Here is a 16,980-nt window from a genome sequence, read left to right as displayed (position 1 = left end):
TATTAAAATTTCATAAACTTATGGAGATTGATAATAAAAAAATAAAATTACTTATTACTATCGCACTTATTATCAGTTTAACAGCATGCAATTTTTTAAACTCAAATTTAAAAGAAAAAGATGTTAGCACTGATGCATCAAAAAAATCAAACGCTGAAGAAAAAAATATTGTTAATGATTCAGATGATTTAACTATAACGCCAAAGTACGACGACCCTAGGTATAAAGAATTAATGACGCAATTTGAAAAACAAGAGCACCGTTTTGAAATTGATGTGTGTGAATTCAAATATAATGGGAAGTCTTTTTTTATTGGAGATTCTTACGAGAAAATACTAAGTATTTTTGGCGAGCATAAGGATGAATTATTTTTGTCTAAAAAACATTCAAAAAGTAGTTTTAATTATGATGATGTTAAACTAAGATTTCGGCAGTCGGAGCCGGAAAAAAAACTAATTGTACTAGATTTAGCTTTAGATAAAAGATTTACGGGTGATGTTGCACCACCTTTTGAAATAATATTAATTAGAAAAATTCCTTATAAATTAGGAAACTCGTTAAATGAATTCATGGACTTATCTGATCTTAATCATGATAAATTAAAACATACTCATCATTCTTTTTATTTTGAACCAGAGAAATGTTTTCTAAATAAAAATGACAAAATTTTAACAACAGTACATTCGAACCCTGTTTATAAAAATATAGGAGGAGGTCATATGACGATTAGGGGGCTTTTGATTTAGAATCTACTGGACCAATTCGAAATCTGACAGTTGGATTATCAACTCAGTAGAGAAAATAACAAATACACTATTTACATTTTTTAAACTTGTTGAAGTTGATACAAAAATAGCATACTTGTAATTAATGTGATTATTATAAATTTAATAATAGACAATTTTTTTTAACTCTAATTTAAAAGAAAAAGATACGAATACTGATGCTTCAAAAAAGTCAAACGCTAAAGAAAAAAATACACATGAGCTTACAGATCATATAACTATAACTTAAAATTATGATGATACTAAATACAAAGAGTTAAAGATGAGCGAATTTTTATTACAATGAATGTGAAGCCTATTTATGAAAGCATTGAAAGAGAATATATAACTGCTATTAGGAGTAATAAAACTAATTCAAGCAGCACCGATTGAGGTGATAGGTGGTGATATAAATACTATAAAGTAAATATAATTATTTCAGGAAAACCAATAGCAACAATTAGGAGCATGCATATTTGTCCTATGTGTAGCGGTGCCGCATGTGCGCGGCCTCGGTTAGCGCTCTTCTGTTACGCGTGTTAAATAAATTAAGTAAACATTAATATAAAATTATTAAGAATTTAAATACCTCTTCCATTTTTTCAATAGTGAGTAAACATTATTAATTTTTATTGAAAAAAAAATTTCCATTGGTAAATTGATTTGATACTACATTTTTCTTTTATAACTAAAAGCTATAGTATTACTTATAAATTTTCCTTTGGGAAGCCTGGCATATATTGGACTTTCTTTTACAGAGTCATCCAATATTTCTTCAGGAAATTCAAAGCTTATCGTAAGTGCTGTATTTCCATCTTTATCTACACAAAAACTTTCATCCACATCCTCAATATAGATTCTAAGTTGCTGCGTGGCTTGAGGAGCTAATGCTTGAAAATTATCCACGGAAAATTTACCTTTAGGTTTAAATCCACCATCCGAAATCGTAGCCATAGAAATACCATGCATTACGCTATTACAATTCTTAGTAATTTTATCTAATTTCATTTTATAGGGTGTACAATAAAATGCCATGTGATTTAAGTTCTCATTAAGGATGTACAAAGTATCTTGACTTTGGTTGGTTATTTTTGCACTTACATTAATAGACCCATCCATATAGCTTTCATCATCAAATTCCGAATAATGAAAGTTAGGGCTAGAAATTTCAATACTAATTTTGGAGTTTTGAGTAAAGCCAAAAGAAAAAAAGAATAAAAAAAGAAATGAAGTAAAGTATCTCATTTTAGGCAGATATTAAGGGCGTTATAAGCAGTAAATACCTATTTACTACATGAAATTATATTAACTAAATCTTTACAAACTTATAGATAAAAATCGAAATTATGTAGATTATTTCTATATTTAAATTTTGAGGCTATTTTGTAATTTCTCATTTTCTAAAAATAATATCAAGGTATACTTTTGTAGTGCGTGACCCACTAACGCTCGTTTGTAACGAGTGCCTTATCGACTAAGTAAACATCAATTAACATTATAAATATTCTAGAGACCTATTGCAATTTTAAGTAACGAGTAGGATTCATAAATCATTAATTTAATCAGAACATATTTCGTTTCTTTTGCAACCTTATATTGGATATATGTATTTACAAAACAAGCATATTTTAATGTGCTACTAGGAAGTATAAACTATGTCACTATTCTATACTATTTTAATAAACCAAAGTTGTGTATGACAAAAATAAATAGTCCTAGAAGTAAAAATATTATAAATAATCTTATTTTTTTTTTCATAGATGGAATCTCTACATTCACAAATTTATAAAAAGCCTCATCCATTATAATAAGCTCTTTTTCTTTTACAATTTCCATATATCCATTTTTAGCTACATTAATTGTACCGATCAATATATATTCTGTACCGTCTTCCAATAATAAACTTTCCACATCAAGTAACGTTCTGGATAGTTTTTTTTCGGATCTATTTACATTTATTTGTATAGAAATATTTTTAGCATTTACTTTAATTTGTCCTGTTGCATCTTTAATAAAAAAATCCACGCTTTTAGATTTAGTACGGTACGTTCTCCATTTTTTCCTTCCATTGGCTCTTCCTACTGCTTTGTATCCGTATGATAGTTTACTATAGTTATAGCCAATACATTGAGTCTCTGTTATCGGTGAAGTTATTTGATTAGTTGCTAATATTTGTCCTTTTATTTTACACAATCCTATTGATAATGTATTTATCTCTGAAATTGCAAGTGTTTTTATAATACTTGGTTTTTTCTTCTTAAAAACACCATATAATATCATTCCACCAATTAATAGAAAAAATAGGCCGTCCGAAAAGTCAAAAGAAATTAAAGTTGGTAATATGATTAGTTCCACTGGCTAAAATTAATATAAAATAAATTTATCGCTTCCTACAGGCTTGTAAAATAGGGAGTAATAACTGTTTTTCCTGCCTTCTCCTTTAGCTCTTAAAACAGATTTGTTTCGTCCGACCTGTCCTAATTTATCATAAACTAGTGTGACAATTTTACCATTCGAATAAAAGCGTAGTTTGAAATCTTCAAATGGCATCATTTCATAATTTTCTTCAAGAATTTTTCCATTTTCTAAAATATCTTCTTTAGCTCTTTTTTTACTGTCGACTTCTGTGAAAAATAATTGTTGAGCGGCTCGTTTTTCTTTGTTATAAATTAAATCAGCATATTGCGAAACTTTATTTTGATCGTAAATTTGCCAAATTTCATTATATGCAATAAGTAATTCCTTTGTTAATTTTTTTATTTCCTCTGGATCAGTAGTTATTAAATTTTGGGCTTTCTCTAATGTTTTTATATCATAAGGCACTAATGCTTCAAAAGTTTCATCAAAAATATACTCTGTAAGTTCTGGATAAATAAATTTTGTTTTTTTACTTACTTCATTTTTTTCCGTAGGTGCAGCCAGATTTAGTATGACTTCTTCCTCGCTATACGTTTCTTTTACTGTATTATATTCTCGTTTTACTACATCAACTGTTACTTGAGCATTCTTTAAGCTAGGTTCTAATTCTTGTGTTTCTCTATTATATGATGGATACATACGAACCTCTATCTTTTGAATACCTGATTTAGATATAGCGAGGTTAATAGGAATGTAACTTCCTTTAGGAGAGATTTCATTGGTAATAAATTCATATTCAAGAAAAACTGGAATATCATTTATTCTCACTTCAAAATTTGTATTGGAAGAACTTACATAAATACCGTAATGTGGTTCTATTGGATAATGATTTATTTCTTGATATAAATTACTAATATCTGATAATGTTTTCATATTCTTTTGTGTACTGTCTTGTGCACAACTTGTTATGCTTAAAATAAGTAGCATTGCACTAATGATTATTCTCATATATATTTATTTAAATCCGTAGACACTATTAATATGTATTAAAAATGGCATAAAAACTCACCTTATTATTTCTAAACTATCTGAACCTTTAGGTTGATGTAATAGAATTGGATAAAATGATACTCTACCATTACCGTTTTGATCTAAATATTTTTTTGCTATCATAGGCTCTCCTCTATATAGATGACCATCAGCTGCAACTAGGCACAAGACCCTATTATTTCCATAAAATTTTAAATCATAATTTTCTAATTTACCCATAAGAAAATCCTCCTTAGGAAAATCTCTCACATACTCCTCTCTATCATTAAATAATTTATCTTTATCAGTATAGGAATACTGAGAAGTTTCATAGCCTTGATTTAATTTCATTTTTTGTAATTGTAGTGCCTCTTTATCTATCATTAGTTGTCTATACTTTTGGTAGAAAGCCACCACTCTTTGCTCAATGGCTACACTATCTTTTTTATCAAACACTTTACTTTCGCTCCAACCAGTGAGGGTATAAGGTACCTTTGCTTTAAAGCTTAGCTCATCATGGCGCGATTTCAATTGAGAAAAATCTATTTCTTTCCCATGATCATCTTTCCTAGGCATTTCATATTCTAATACAATTTTAGGTTCTTCTCTACTTCCATCTATCCAGGCAGTCTGTGTTATATCTAACCAAAAATCATAATCATCAGGATCTTCAAAATATTTCTTTTGAGTTTCATCATCTGTATATCTTGGATATATAGTAATAGATAGAGTTTGTTTACCACTTTGCAATATTGCCTCATTAATAGGATACCAAATAGTACCCCCCATTGTACTAAAATTAGTAGCTACAGGAATATCATTCACCCTAATTTCATAAGCGTATAGCGTAGTTATTTGTAGCACGTATTCCGGTTCATAATCATATTTTTTTAATTGACCTATATAAGGGTCATCTTCTAAAATTGCTTTTAAATCTATAGAGGTTGGAGTGGTTTCTTTTACAGTTTCTTTTTTGTTTTGCTGTGCACAACTTGTAATACTTAAAATAAGTAGTATTGCACTAATACTTTTTCTCATACGTGTTTATTTAACTCTGTAGGCACAATTAATATGTATTAAAAATGACATAAAACTCACCTGATTATTTCTAAACTATCTGAACCTTTAGGTTGGTGTAGTAAAATTGGATAAAATGATACTCTACCATTCCCATTTTTATCTAAATATTTTTTTGCTATCATAGGCTCTCCTCTATATAGATGACCATCAGCTGCAACTAGGCACAAGACTCTATTATTTCCATAAAATTTTAAATCGTAATTTTCTAATTTACCCATAAGAAAATCCTCCTTAGGAAAATCTCTCACATATTCCTTTCTATCTTTAAATAATTTATCTTTATCTAAATAGGAATACTGAGAAGTTTCATAGCCTTGATTTAATTTCATTTCCTGTAGTTGTAGTGCTTCTTTATCTACCATAAGTTGTCTATACTTTTGGTAGAAAGCTACCACTCTTTGCTCAATGGCTACACTATCTTTTTTATCAAACACTTTACTTTCGCTCCAACCAGTGAGGGTATAAGGAACCTTTGCTGTAAAAGTTAATTCATCATGACGCGATGTTAATTTAGAAAAATCTATTTCTTTCCCACGATCATCTTTCCTAGGCATTTCATATTCCAATACCGTTTTGGGCTCTTCTCTATTTCCATCAATCCAGGCAGTCTGTGTTATATCTAACCAAAAATCATAATTATCAGGATCTTCAAAATAGACTTTTTGAGTTTTATTATCTGTATATCTTGGATATATAGTAATAGATAAAGTTTGTTTACCACTTTGCAATATTGCCTCATTAATAGGATACCAAATAGTACCCCCCATTGTACTAAAATTAGTAGCTACAGGAATATCGTTAACCCTAATTTCATAAGCGTATAGCGTAGTTATTTGTAGCACGTATTCCGGTTCATAGTCGTACTTTTTTAATTGACCTATATAAGGGTCATCTTCTAAAATTGCTTTTAAATCTATAGGAGTTGGAGTGGTTTCTTTTACAGTTTCTTTTTTGTTTTGCTGTGCACAACTTGTTATACTCAAAATAAGTAGCATTGCACTAATACTTTTTCTCATACGTGTTTATTTAAATCTGTAGGCACAATTAATATGTATTAAAAATGGCATAAAACTCACCTTATTATTTCTAAACTATCTGAACCTTTAGGTTGATGTAGTAAAATTGGATAATATGATACCCTACCATCCCCATTTTTATCTAAATAATATTTTGCCATCATAGATTCGCCTTTATCAGGATCATTAGCAAAAACCAAGCCCAATACCCTGTTATTTCCATAAAATTTTAATTCATAATTTTCTAAATCAGCCATTAAAAAATCTTCTTTAGGAAAATCCCTTACATATTCCTCTCTATCTTTAAATAATTTCTCTTTATCCAAATAGGAATACTGAGAAGTTTCATAGCCTTGTTTTAATTTGATTTTTTGTAGTTGTAATGCTTCTTTATCTACCATAAGTTGTCTATACTTTTGATAGAAGGCTACCACTCTTTTCTCAATGGCTACACTATCTTTTTTATCAAACACTTTACTATCACTCCAACCGGTGAGGGTATAAGGTACCTTTGCTTTAAAGCTTAGCTCATCATGATGAGATTTCAATTGAGAAAAATTTACTTCTTTTCCACGATCATCTTTCCTAGGCATTTCATATTCTAATACCATTTTGGGCTCTTCTCTACTACCATCAATCCATGCAGTCTGTGTTATATCTAACCAAAAATCATAATTATCAGGATCTTCAAAATATTCCTTTTGAGTATTATCATCTGTATATCTTGGATATATGCTAATAGATAAAGTTTGTTTGCCACTTTGCAATATTGCCTTATTAATAGGATACCAAATGGTACCCCCCATTGTACTATAATTAGTAGCTACAGGAATATCGTTAACCCTAATTTCATAAGCATATAGCGTAGTTATTTTTAGCACGTATTCCGGTTCATAGTCGTACTTTTTTAATTGACCTATATACGGGTCATCTTCTAAAATTGCTTTTAAATCTATAGGAGTTGGAGTGGTTTCTTTTACAGTTTCTTTTTTGTTTTGCTGTGCACAACTTGTTATACTCAAAATAAGTAGCATTGCACTAATACTTTTTCTCATACGTGTTTATTTAAATCTGTAGGCACAATTAATATGTATTAAAAATGGCATAAAAACTCACCTTATTATTTCTAAACTATCTGAACCTTTAGGTTGATGTAGTAAAATTGGATAATATGATACCCTACCATCCCCATTTTTATCTAAATAATATTTTGCCATCATAGATTCGCCTTTATCAGGATCATTAGCAAAAACCAAGCCCAATACCCTGTTATTTCCATAAAATTTTAATTCATAATTTTCTAAATCAGCCATTAAAAAATCTTCTTTAGGAAAATCCCTTACATATTCCTCTCTATCTTTAAATAATTTCTCTTTATCCAAATAGGAATACTGAGAAGTTTCATAGCCTTGTTTTAATTTGATTTTTTGTAGTTGTAATGCTTCTTTATCTACCATAAGTTGTCTATACTTTTGATAGAAGGCTACCACTCTTTTCTCAATGGCTACACTATCTTTTTTATCAAACACTTTACTATCACTCCAACCGGTGAGGGTATAAGGTACCTTTGCTTTAAAAGTTAATTCATCATGACGCGATGTTAATTTGGAAAAATCTATTTCTTTCCCACGATCATCTTTCCTTGGCATTTCATATTCCAATACCGTTTTGGGCTCTTCTCTACTTCCATCAATCCAGGCAGTCTGTGTTATATCTAACCAAAAATCATAATCATCAGGATCTTCAAAATATTTCTTTTGAGTTTCATCATCTGTATATCTTGGATATATAGTAATAGATAGAGTTTGTTTACCACTTTGCAATATTGCCTCATTAATAGGATACCAAATAGTACCCCCCATTGTACTAAAATTAGTAGCTACAGGAATATCGTTAACCCTAATTTCATAAGCGTATAGCGTAGTTATTTGTAGCACGTATTCCGGTTCATAGTCGTACTTTTTTAATTGACCTATATAAGGGTCATCTTCTAAAATTGCTTTTAAATCTATAGGAGTTGGAGTGGTTTCTTTTACAGTTTCTTTTTTGTTTTGCTGTGCACAACTTGTTATGCTTAAAATAAGTAGCATTGCACTAATACTTTTTCTCATACGTGTTTATTTAAATCTGTAGGCACAATTAATATGTATTAAAAATGGCATAAAAACTCACCTTATTATTTCTAGACTATCCGAGCCTTTAGGTTGGTGTAATAATAACAAGGAAAAAGATATTCTTGGATTATCGTTTTCATCTAAAAACTTTTTTGCCATCGCCGAATATCCTTTATAGGGGTCCTGAGTGAAAATTAATCCTAGTACCCTGTTATTCCCATAAAATTTCAATTCATAATTTTCTAATTTTGCCATAATAAATAATTCTTCAGGAAAATCTCTCACATATTCCTCTCTATCTTTAAATAATTTATCTTTATCTAAATAGGAATACTGAGAAGTTTCATAGCCTTGATTTAATTTCATTTCCTGTAGTTGTAGTGCTTCTTTATCTACCATAAGTTGTCTATACTTTTGGTAGAAAGCTACCACTCTTTGCTCAATGGCTACACTATCTTTTTTATCAAACACTTTACTTTCGCTCCAACCAGTGAGGGTATAAGGAACCTTTGCTGTAAAAGTTAATTCATCATGACGCGATGTTAATTTAGAAAAATCTATCTCTTTTCCATTATCATCTTTCTTGGGCATCTCATATTCTAATACCATTTTGGGCTCTTCTCTACTTCCATCAATCCATGCTGTCTGTGTTATATCTAACCAAAAATCATAATTATCAGGGTCTTCGAAATAATCCTTTTGATTTCTATTATCTGTATATCTTGGATATATGCTAATAGATAAAGTTTGTTTGCCACTTTGCAATATTGCCTTATTAATAGGATACCAAATGGTCCCCCCCATTGTACTAAAATTACTTGCTACAGGAATATCATTCACCCTAATTTCATAAGCGTATAGCGTAGTTATTTGTAGCACGTATTCCGGTTCATAGTCGTACTTTTTTAATTGACCTATATAAGGGTCATCTTCTAAAATTGCTTTTAAATCTATAGAGGTTGGAGTGGTTTCTTTTACAGTTTCTTTTTTGTTTTGCTGTGCACAACTTGTAATACTTAAAATAAGTAGTAATGCACTAATACTTTTTCTCATAGGTGTTTATTTAAATCTGTAAATAGGCATTTGCCAGTCGGTTAATTCCCATTCATAAAGCTCTAGAACAATAATCTCAGCATCTCCATCGGTGGTTTCTTCTTCTGTGGTTTCAATTGCGGTTTTTCTTTTGTACTATTATTATTTATGAAGTTTGCTCCCCGCTAGCACTCGTCTATGACTTGTGGCATATAAGGTAAGAAAATATCAACGTATTTGTTCTAATTCTGTACTGCCCTGAGGCTGATGAAGTAAGTATTTTATATATGACAGATTTAAATTATCATTTTCATCTAAAGTAATTTTATTTAAACAGGACTGCCCTTTTTCAATTTCATCATCAAAAACTAACCCTAAAACTCGATTGTTACCATAAAACACAAGTTTATAATCCTTTATTTCTGCCATTGTAAAATCTTCATCAGAAAATTCTTCTAAATATTCTTTTCTATTCTGCATTACTTTGTCTCTTTTAAAATAAAAGCTCTGCATAAGTTCAAATCCTTGGTTTTGAGAAGTTCTTATAATATCAGCCCCCTTTCTGTCTAACATCAACTGCCTATATTTATAGTATTCTTCATATACTTTTTTTTCTAATGCAATACTATCCTTAGGGTCAAACACTTTGCTAGTACTCCATCCTTCCAGTTTATAAGGTACTTTTGCTTTAAAAGTAAATTCTTTATAAAAACTTTTTTGTGTTGTAATATCTTTAATTTGTTCGTCTGATAATTTATAGCTTAATACAATTTTTGGCTCTTTTAAGGTACCATTAACCCAGGCAGTTTTTTGTACTTTGATTTTAAAATCAATATGCTCAGGGTTTTCTAAAAATTCTTTTTGTTCAGTTTCATCCTTGTTATAACGAGGGTGAATAGTAAAAGTTAATGTTTGAATCCCACTTTGTAAAATAGACGAATTGGCTAAGAATAACATACTTTTTGTATACGGTGGACTTTGAACAGTTATAGGCATATCGTTTACCTTAATTTCATAGGAGTAATAACTTTCTACCTCTATTTGGTATTCGGGTTGGTATGTATAGTTTTGTAACTTTTTTAAATAGGGATCTTTTTCTAAAATATCGCTGTTATCTATTGCTTTAGTTTTAATTTCTTCCGTTTCTTTTTCAGAAATCTGCCCTAAACATATTAGGGTAAATAGTAAACTGCTTAATAATAATATTTTTTTCATTACTAGGTTTCTTTTATCTACATCAACCATCCTGGCTAAATTTCTCCCTTAGTTTAGATTTTTTTGTTATTTCACTTCAACCTTAAATAGATGGTATCTACCACAATTTCCAAATCATCGTGGTAGTCTTTTATATTAACAGTGTCTGTGATATACCCTTCTTTTAAAATTAAAAACCTAGTAGCAGCTAAAAACTTTCCATTTCGATCTGCACCTATAAAACCCCTGTCTATTTCAACAATTCTATCGAACTGAAAAAACCCTTTATCATCGGTTTTAGTAGTTTTAAGATATGCAGGATTAAGTATACCCTGATTCTGCTCATTCATAATAAATTGAAGTGTAACATCTTCTAAAGCTCCATTTTCACTAAAAACAGAACCTTGTATTTTAGGCCTTCTTATATCTTTATATAGGATACAGGAACTAAAAACAAATAAATTTATTAAAATGAAAGAAAAGGTTTTATTGGACATAAAATTTTTAATCAATTTGTAATTCAATTATTCTAATCAGGCTTTAAATGTATTGTTTCAATAATTAAAATATTGTTTAACGGGTTTCTAGAACGTAAATTCACCGTATCATTTACAAAGCCTTTTTTTCTTGCTATAAAGGTATAAGATACAGGTAAGCTTTTGGTTTTATCCCCTCCCATAAAGCCAATTTTAGTGGCACTTATTTCTTTAAATTTATAAAAACCCTCATCATTCGTAATTGTAGAATCTTTATCACTTAATAGCATAATACCTTGCTGATTTTCATCCAACAAAAATTTAACCACTACATTATTAATTGGAGTATTATTAGCATCAACAATATAGCCCTCTACAGCATACCGTTGTACATGCTTTGTAACTCCACATGAACTAAGAATCAACAAAAGAAACAAGAGTTTACAAATTATTTTAAAAGGCATCTTTGTTAGTTATTTTTAAATATTTTTAGGTTAGCCAGAATACTGTTTTATAGTTATAATTACAAACATTCCATCAACTACTGACAATGATTCTTACCAATACAGTTCATCAGGTCGAAGTTATAGTAATGATTCAACAAACAGTGGAAACTCCAATAACTCCTCTAGTCGTTTTTCTGGCAAAGGAGGAAGATCAGGAGGTGGTGGCGCTAGCGGTAGTTGGTAGCAGTTCAATCATTTTTTCTTAAAAAACCACAAACCATTTATATTACCGATTGACAACTTCATTTGGTAAAGTTAACATGATAAAACGTTCATGATCTAAACCTTCTAATACAATGTACAACTGCTGCTTGTCACTTAATCGTATGTTTTTTAGAACGTAGACCGCATTTACTTCAGAATTTTCACCTAAATCATTTCTAAAATTATGTACATATAAAGGTTTAATATTAAACTCCTTATGGCCACTTTTACCTTTTATGAAAAATTTCAGGTCTTTTATAGTATAGGCTTTTGCAGAACCATTTATGATTTGCAAACTAAAGTACATTTCGTTTTTATCTAAGGTAATATCATTTAATTTTAATTCAATTACCCCCACTTTTCGAGAGACGTTCTTTATCGTAGGTTTTTCAATATGGATATTATCGCAAAAAATACTGTAATAGGTGTTTGGCTTAGAACCATATAAATCAACATCATGAGTTGGGGTATTTGATGCATCAACAGGAAAATGAGTACTATCCTCTGGTTTTGTATTTTCTACTACATCTATAGGGGTATTAACCGTTACTAATTGATTACTACTAGGCAGTACAGCACCTGAATTATTAGTTGCAAGTGCAGGTTTTATAATTGGTGATGGTTCTGAAATTGTAGACGTAGTATTTTCAGTAGTATTGATCGCAGGTGTTTCTGGATCTGCTACTTCTACAGAAGGCAGCGGTTTTACTCCTGCACTTTTAGAAACATTAATTCTTCCAACAGCATCAGATATGGTCATTACATATACAAAATTAGCAACATCTTTAGAGGGGGCTAAAACAAAAGAATAGACATACCCATCATTGGTGGTAACCGTTAAATTACTAAGTTGTTTCGTTTTTTTAGCCTTTAAAACGCCCATGCTACTTTGTTGCTCATAACTGAACATAAAATCAGCAGAGGGTTCTACGACCTTTAAAATTTGTCCTGGGAATATGAGTGTAATAATATTAGACTCATTCAAAGCTATTGAAATAGGCCCTCCATGTTGAGAATATCCAATTTGGGAGGCAAGAAGTAATAGGAAAAAAATGTACTTCAAATGTTTAGCATTCATAACTTTAATAATTAATGTAAAAATATAAGTGGACCCTTAAAAGGACTTTCTGTAATTGTTTAGTTTACAAGAATCATGCCTTTTGTTACCTATTTCCTACAATCTGGGACGGCTAAAGTAGCTAAAGGTTCAGAGTATAAAAAATATACTCGTTGAATGTTATCGTAAAAAGTCTAAATGGTTTTTATTGCGCAATAAAGCCATTTACAAATCCCTGCTAAGGTTTAAATTCTATTTTTTAAGGGGCAATAATTTGAAGTAAATTTCTGTTGAACATCGTAATTCTTCTAACAAGTGGTAGGTATAGATGGTATACTTTTTTAAATTTGTAATTGCTCTTTTTAGGAGCAAAAAAATTCAAAGTTTATTTAAGAAATGAAAAAGACATTATTTGACAAAGTATGGGATTCGCATGTAGTTAAACATGTAGAAGACGGACCAGATGTATTGTTTATAGATCGCCATTTAGTGCATGAAGTGACTAGTCCTGTGGCATTTTTAGGACTTAAAAATAGAGGTATTCGTGTACTTCATCCAGAGCGTACTTTTGCAACGGCAGATCATAACACACCAACAATCAATCAACATTTACCTGTAGCAGATCCGCTATCGGCAAATCAATTAAGAGCTCTAGAAGAGAATGCTAAAGAATATGGCATCTCTCACTGGGGACTTGGACATAAAAAAAATGGTATTGTTCACGTTGTAGGCCCTGAGTACGGTATTACACAACCAGGAGCAACTATCGTATGTGGAGATTCCCATACCTCTACGCATGGTGCTTTTGGTGCTATTGCTTTTGGTATTGGTACTTCTGAAGTAGAAATGGTATTGGCTACACAATGTATTATGCAGCCAAAACCTAAGAAAATGCGAATTAATGTAAAAGGGAAACTTAATTTTGGAGTAACGCCTAAGGATGTTGCCTTATTTGTTATTTCTAAATTAACAACTTCTGGAGCTACAGGCTATTTTATAGAATATGCAGGTGATGCTTTTGAAGATATGAGCATGGAAGGTCGTATGACCGTGTGTAATTTGAGTATAGAAATGGGTGCTCGTGGAGGTATGATTGCTCCAGATGAAAAAACATTTGAATATATTAAAGGACGTGAGTTTACACCAACAGGTGCTGCTTGGGATAAAGCAATGACCTATTGGGAGACCTTACATACAGATGCAGATGCCGAATTTGATAAGGAATTTAGTTTTGATGCTTCGGATATTGAACCAATGATTACCTATGGTACCAATCCAGGTATGGGTATGGGTATATCTAAAAGTATTCCTAAGGCAGAACAAGTTGAAGGAGGCGTAAGCACCTACAAGAAATCTTTAGGATATATGGCTTTTAGTGAAGGCGATAGTATGATAGGGAAACCAATTGATTTCGTATTTATTGGTAGTTGTACAAACGGACGTATAGAAGATTTTAGAGCATTCACCTCAATAATTAAAGGTCGTAAGAAAGCAGCTAATGTTACCGCTTGGTTGGTACCTGGCTCACACCAAGTAGAAGCGGCTATTAAAGCAGAAGGTTTGTTGGATATTATTCACGAAGCAGGTTTTGAACTTAGAGAACCAGGTTGTTCTGCTTGTTTGGCTATGAATGATGATAAAGTACCCGCAGGAAAATTAGCGGTAAGTACTTCAAACAGAAACTTTGAAGGGCGTCAAGGTCCAGGGTCTAGAACATTGTTAGCTTCTCCACTTGTTGCTGCAGCTGCTGCAGTTACTGGAAAAGTTACAGATCCACGTGAATTAATGGAAAAATTAGTTGCTAGTTCTTAGTTGTTGGTTGTTAGTTTTTTTAAGTAAAAAATAATAGTACCATCAACCATAAACCATCAACGAACAACAAAATAATACAAAATGGCATACGATAAATTCGAAATATTAACAAGTACTGCGGTTCCTTTAGCGATAGAGAACGTAGATACAGATCAAATAATACCGGCTCGTTTCTTAAAAGCAACGGAGCGTAAAGGATTCGGTGATAATCTTTTCAGAGATTGGCGTTACAATAATGACGATTCTCCTAAAGAAGATTTTGTGCTAAATGACAGCACCTATTCCGGAAAAATATTACTTGGCGGTCGTAACTTCGGTTCCGGTTCTTCAAGAGAGCACGCAGCATGGGCTGTTTACGATTATGGCTTTCGTTGTGTAATTTCTAGCTTCTTTGCTGATATTTTTAAAGGAAACTGCTTAAATATTGGGGTGTTACCTGTACAAGTAAGTGCTGATTTTTCTAACAAATTATTTTCTGAAATAGAGAAAGATCCAAACACTCAAATTGAGGTAAACTTACAAGAACAGACAGTTACCCTTTTGTCTACAGGTGAGAAAGAATCTTTTGATATCAATGGATATAAAAAAGATAATATGTTAAACGGGTTTGATGATATTGACTACTTGATGAATGTTAAGGAAGATATCATAGAATTTGCAAAACATACTCCTTTATAGGAACCTATATTTCTTTAGTGAAGTAAAAAGATTCGCACAAGCGTATACTCGAGAATGAAAAAAAGAAAGATTGAAATAATGGATACTACACTCCGTGATGGTGAACAAACCTCGGGAGTGTCGTTTTCGGTTTTAGAAAAACTAAGCCTTGCAAAATTACTGTTAGAAGAGCTTAAGGTAGACCGCATAGAAGTGGCTTCTGCTCGTGTTTCTGATGGAGAATTGCTCGCTGTAAAACAAATTACAAGTTGGGCAAAAGACAATAAATTTATTGATAAAATTGAAGTCCTTTCATTTGTAGATAAAGGTGTTTCAATAAATTGGATGCTTGAAGCTGGAGCAAAGGTTCAAAACCTTTTGACTAAAGGATCTTTGAATCATTTAACGCATCAGCTTAAAAAAACGCCTACTGAACATTTTGAAGAAATTGCTTCGGTAATCGCTTTAGCTGCCCAAAATGGCATTGAAACTAATGTATATCTTGAAGACTGGAGTAATGGAATGCGTAACTCTAAAGACTATGTATTTCAGTTTTTAGACTTCTTAGCTACACAACCTGTGAAGCGTATTTTATTACCAGATACTTTAGGTGTATTAACGCATAACGAAACTTTTGATTTTGTAAAATCTATTGTTGATAAATACCCCGAATTACATTTTGATTTTCATGGTCATAATGATTACGATTTAAGTGTTGCTAATGTTATGGAAGCACTTAGAGCAGGATGTCATGGCTTGCATTTGACTGTAAACGGAATGGGAGAACGTGCCGGTAATGCGCCTCTTGCAAGTGTGGTGGCCGTTATTAATGATTTTATGCCAGAGATTGAAACTGGTGTAAAAGAATCTTCCTTGTACAAAGTAAGTAAACTAGTTTCTGCTTTTACAGGTTTTGCTATCCCAGCAAATAAGCCTATTGTTGGCGCTAATGTGTTTACACAAACGGCTGGCATACATGCGGATGGGGACAGCAAAAACAATCTTTACTTTAATGATTTATTGCCGGAGCGTTTTGGCCGTAAGCGTCAATATGCATTAGGAAAAACATCTGGTAAAGCCAATATCCAAAAGAATTTACAGGAATTAGGACTTACCTTAAACAATGATGAATTAAAGAAAGTTACCCAACGTATTATAGAATTAGGAGATAAGAAAGAACGGGTTACAAAAGATGATTTACCCTATATTATTTCTGATGTCTTAGATAGCGAAGGTTACCAGAGTAAAGCCAAAATAACCTCTTATTTATTGTCTCATGCAAAAGGTTTACAGCCCTCTGCAGCGGTATCTGTAGAGATTGAAGGAGAATTATATGAAGAACATGCACAAGGCGATGGTCAGTTTGATGCTTTTATGAATGCTTTAAAAAGTGTCTATAAAACAAAGAAAATAGAATTGCCTAAATTGATTGATTATGCAGTGCGTATTCCTCCTGGGAGTAATTCTGATGCCTTGTGTGAAACAATCATAACTTGGGACAACCAAGGAAAAGAATATATTACACGTGGCTTAGATTCGGATCAAACCGTATCAGCAATTAAAGCCACAGAAAAAATGTTGAATATTATATAAAAGAAACTGTTCTTAATTTAACGCTTAACATTTGGTTGATGCGAGAAATTTTTTGAGAACAGATTTTAAAATAGATAGAATTAATTAT

General features: G+C 31.4%; 16 protein-coding genes. 4 read left to right on the top strand and 12 right to left on the bottom strand.

Annotated elements, in window-relative coordinates; genetic code table 11:
- Positions 1–20: 20 nt before the first annotated feature.
- Positions 21–746, top strand: coding sequence for a hypothetical protein (locus tag GQR94_RS18950; protein WP_158978207.1), 726 nt, complete (start codon positions 21–23; stop codon positions 744–746).
- Between the two features lie 687 nt (positions 747–1,433).
- Here the strand turns inward: GQR94_RS18950 and GQR94_RS18945 are convergent.
- The 12 genes from GQR94_RS18945 to GQR94_RS18890 form a co-directional block, all read right to left on the bottom strand.
- A complete protein-coding gene (locus tag GQR94_RS18945) occupies positions 1,434–2,009 on the bottom strand; it encodes a hypothetical protein (RefSeq protein ID WP_158978205.1) in 576 nt (191 codons plus the stop codon).
- 426 nt (positions 2,010–2,435) lie between these two features.
- Positions 2,436–3,119 (bottom strand): hypothetical protein, encoded by a 684-nt coding sequence (locus GQR94_RS18940; protein ID WP_158978203.1) that lies wholly within the window; start codon positions 3,117–3,119, stop codon positions 2,436–2,438.
- A gap of 9 nt (positions 3,120–3,128) precedes the next feature.
- Positions 3,129–4,130, bottom strand: a complete 1,002-nt coding sequence (locus GQR94_RS18935) for a hypothetical protein (protein ID WP_158978201.1) — start codon at positions 4,128–4,130, stop codon at positions 3,129–3,131.
- Positions 4,131–4,187: 57 nt separating this feature from the next.
- Positions 4,188–5,189 carry a hypothetical protein gene (locus GQR94_RS18930; protein WP_158978199.1) on the bottom strand — a complete coding sequence of 334 codons (1,002 nt, stop codon included), beginning with the start codon at positions 5,187–5,189 and terminating at the stop codon, positions 4,188–4,190.
- Between the two features lie 56 nt (positions 5,190–5,245).
- The gene (locus GQR94_RS18925) at positions 5,246–6,247 is read right to left on the bottom strand and encodes a hypothetical protein (RefSeq protein WP_158978197.1); all 1,002 of its coding nucleotides are present in this window, start codon (positions 6,245–6,247) and stop codon (positions 5,246–5,248) included.
- A gap of 56 nt (positions 6,248–6,303) precedes the next feature.
- Positions 6,304–7,302, bottom strand: coding sequence for a hypothetical protein (locus GQR94_RS18920; protein ID WP_158978195.1), 999 nt, complete (start codon positions 7,300–7,302; stop codon positions 6,304–6,306).
- Positions 7,303–7,359: 57 nt separating this feature from the next.
- A complete protein-coding gene (locus GQR94_RS18915) occupies positions 7,360–8,358 on the bottom strand; it encodes a hypothetical protein (protein WP_158978193.1) in 999 nt (332 codons plus the stop codon).
- A gap of 57 nt (positions 8,359–8,415) precedes the next feature.
- Positions 8,416–9,414, bottom strand: a complete 999-nt coding sequence (locus GQR94_RS18910; protein ID WP_158978191.1) for a hypothetical protein — start codon at positions 9,412–9,414, stop codon at positions 8,416–8,418.
- A 207-nt stretch (positions 9,415–9,621) separates the two neighbouring features.
- Positions 9,622–10,608 carry a hypothetical protein gene (locus GQR94_RS18905; protein WP_158978189.1) on the bottom strand — a complete coding sequence of 329 codons (987 nt, stop codon included), beginning with the start codon at positions 10,606–10,608 and terminating at the stop codon, positions 9,622–9,624.
- Positions 10,609–10,679: 71 nt separating this feature from the next.
- Complete coding sequence (locus tag GQR94_RS18900; protein WP_158978187.1) at positions 10,680–11,084, bottom strand: hypothetical protein; 405 nt, start codon at positions 11,082–11,084, stop codon at positions 10,680–10,682.
- A 32-nt stretch (positions 11,085–11,116) separates the two neighbouring features.
- Positions 11,117–11,527 (bottom strand): carboxypeptidase-like regulatory domain-containing protein, encoded by a 411-nt coding sequence (locus GQR94_RS18895; RefSeq protein ID WP_158978185.1) that lies wholly within the window; start codon positions 11,525–11,527, stop codon positions 11,117–11,119.
- Positions 11,528–11,795: 268 nt separating this feature from the next.
- Positions 11,796–12,836, bottom strand: a complete 1,041-nt coding sequence (locus GQR94_RS18890; RefSeq protein WP_158978183.1) for a DUF4138 domain-containing protein — start codon at positions 12,834–12,836, stop codon at positions 11,796–11,798.
- A gap of 390 nt (positions 12,837–13,226) precedes the next feature.
- On the opposite strand from GQR94_RS18890, the gene leuC reads away from it, so the two are divergent.
- The 3 genes from leuC (at position 13,227) to GQR94_RS18875 (ending at position 16,892) form a co-directional block, all read left to right on the top strand.
- Complete coding sequence (leuC, locus tag GQR94_RS18885) at positions 13,227–14,642, top strand: 3-isopropylmalate dehydratase large subunit (protein ID WP_158978181.1); 1,416 nt, start codon at positions 13,227–13,229, stop codon at positions 14,640–14,642.
- 81 nt (positions 14,643–14,723) lie between these two features.
- The gene (leuD, locus tag GQR94_RS18880) at positions 14,724–15,320 is read left to right on the top strand and encodes a 3-isopropylmalate dehydratase small subunit (RefSeq protein ID WP_158978179.1); all 597 of its coding nucleotides are present in this window, start codon (positions 14,724–14,726) and stop codon (positions 15,318–15,320) included.
- Between the two features lie 54 nt (positions 15,321–15,374).
- A complete protein-coding gene (locus tag GQR94_RS18875; RefSeq protein ID WP_158978177.1) occupies positions 15,375–16,892 on the top strand; it encodes an alpha-isopropylmalate synthase regulatory domain-containing protein in 1,518 nt (505 codons plus the stop codon).
- The last annotated feature ends 88 nt before the right edge of the window (positions 16,893–16,980 follow it).

Origin of the sequence: Cellulophaga sp. L1A9 (assembly GCF_009797025.1) — a bacterium.
In the GTDB taxonomy this organism is placed as follows: Bacteria; Bacteroidota; Bacteroidia; order Flavobacteriales; family Flavobacteriaceae; genus Cellulophaga.
The sequence above is the reverse complement of the archived record's forward strand: the minus strand, read 5'-3'. Positions and strand labels throughout refer to the sequence as shown.

Excerpts from the sequence above, each read along its gene's own strand:
- GQR94_RS18950 (WP_158978207.1), top strand. The coding sequence starts at position 21 with ATGGAGATTGATAATAAAAAAATAAAATTACTTATTACTATCGCACTT.
- GQR94_RS18945 (WP_158978205.1), bottom strand. The coding sequence starts at position 2,009 with ATGAGATACTTTACTTCATTTCTTTTTTTATTCTTTTTTTCTTTTGGC.
- GQR94_RS18935 (WP_158978201.1), bottom strand. The coding sequence starts at position 4,130 with ATGAGAATAATCATTAGTGCAATGCTACTTATTTTAAGCATAACAAGT.
- GQR94_RS18930 (WP_158978199.1), bottom strand. The coding sequence starts at position 5,189 with ATGAGAAAAAGTATTAGTGCAATACTACTTATTTTAAGTATTACAAGT.
- GQR94_RS18925 (WP_158978197.1), bottom strand. The coding sequence starts at position 6,247 with ATGAGAAAAAGTATTAGTGCAATGCTACTTATTTTGAGTATAACAAGT.
- GQR94_RS18920 (WP_158978195.1), bottom strand. The coding sequence starts at position 7,302 with ATGAGAAAAAGTATTAGTGCAATGCTACTTATTTTGAGTATAACAAGT.
- GQR94_RS18915 (WP_158978193.1), bottom strand. The coding sequence starts at position 8,358 with ATGAGAAAAAGTATTAGTGCAATGCTACTTATTTTAAGCATAACAAGT.
- GQR94_RS18910 (WP_158978191.1), bottom strand. The coding sequence starts at position 9,414 with ATGAGAAAAAGTATTAGTGCATTACTACTTATTTTAAGTATTACAAGT.
- GQR94_RS18905 (WP_158978189.1), bottom strand. The coding sequence starts at position 10,608 with ATGAAAAAAATATTATTATTAAGCAGTTTACTATTTACCCTAATATGT.
- GQR94_RS18900 (WP_158978187.1), bottom strand. The coding sequence starts at position 11,084 with ATGTCCAATAAAACCTTTTCTTTCATTTTAATAAATTTATTTGTTTTT.
- GQR94_RS18895 (WP_158978185.1), bottom strand. The coding sequence starts at position 11,527 with ATGCCTTTTAAAATAATTTGTAAACTCTTGTTTCTTTTGTTGATTCTT.
- leuC (WP_158978181.1), top strand. The coding sequence starts at position 13,227 with ATGAAAAAGACATTATTTGACAAAGTATGGGATTCGCATGTAGTTAAA.
- leuD (WP_158978179.1), top strand. The coding sequence starts at position 14,724 with ATGGCATACGATAAATTCGAAATATTAACAAGTACTGCGGTTCCTTTA.
- GQR94_RS18875 (WP_158978177.1), top strand. The coding sequence starts at position 15,375 with ATGAAAAAAAGAAAGATTGAAATAATGGATACTACACTCCGTGATGGT.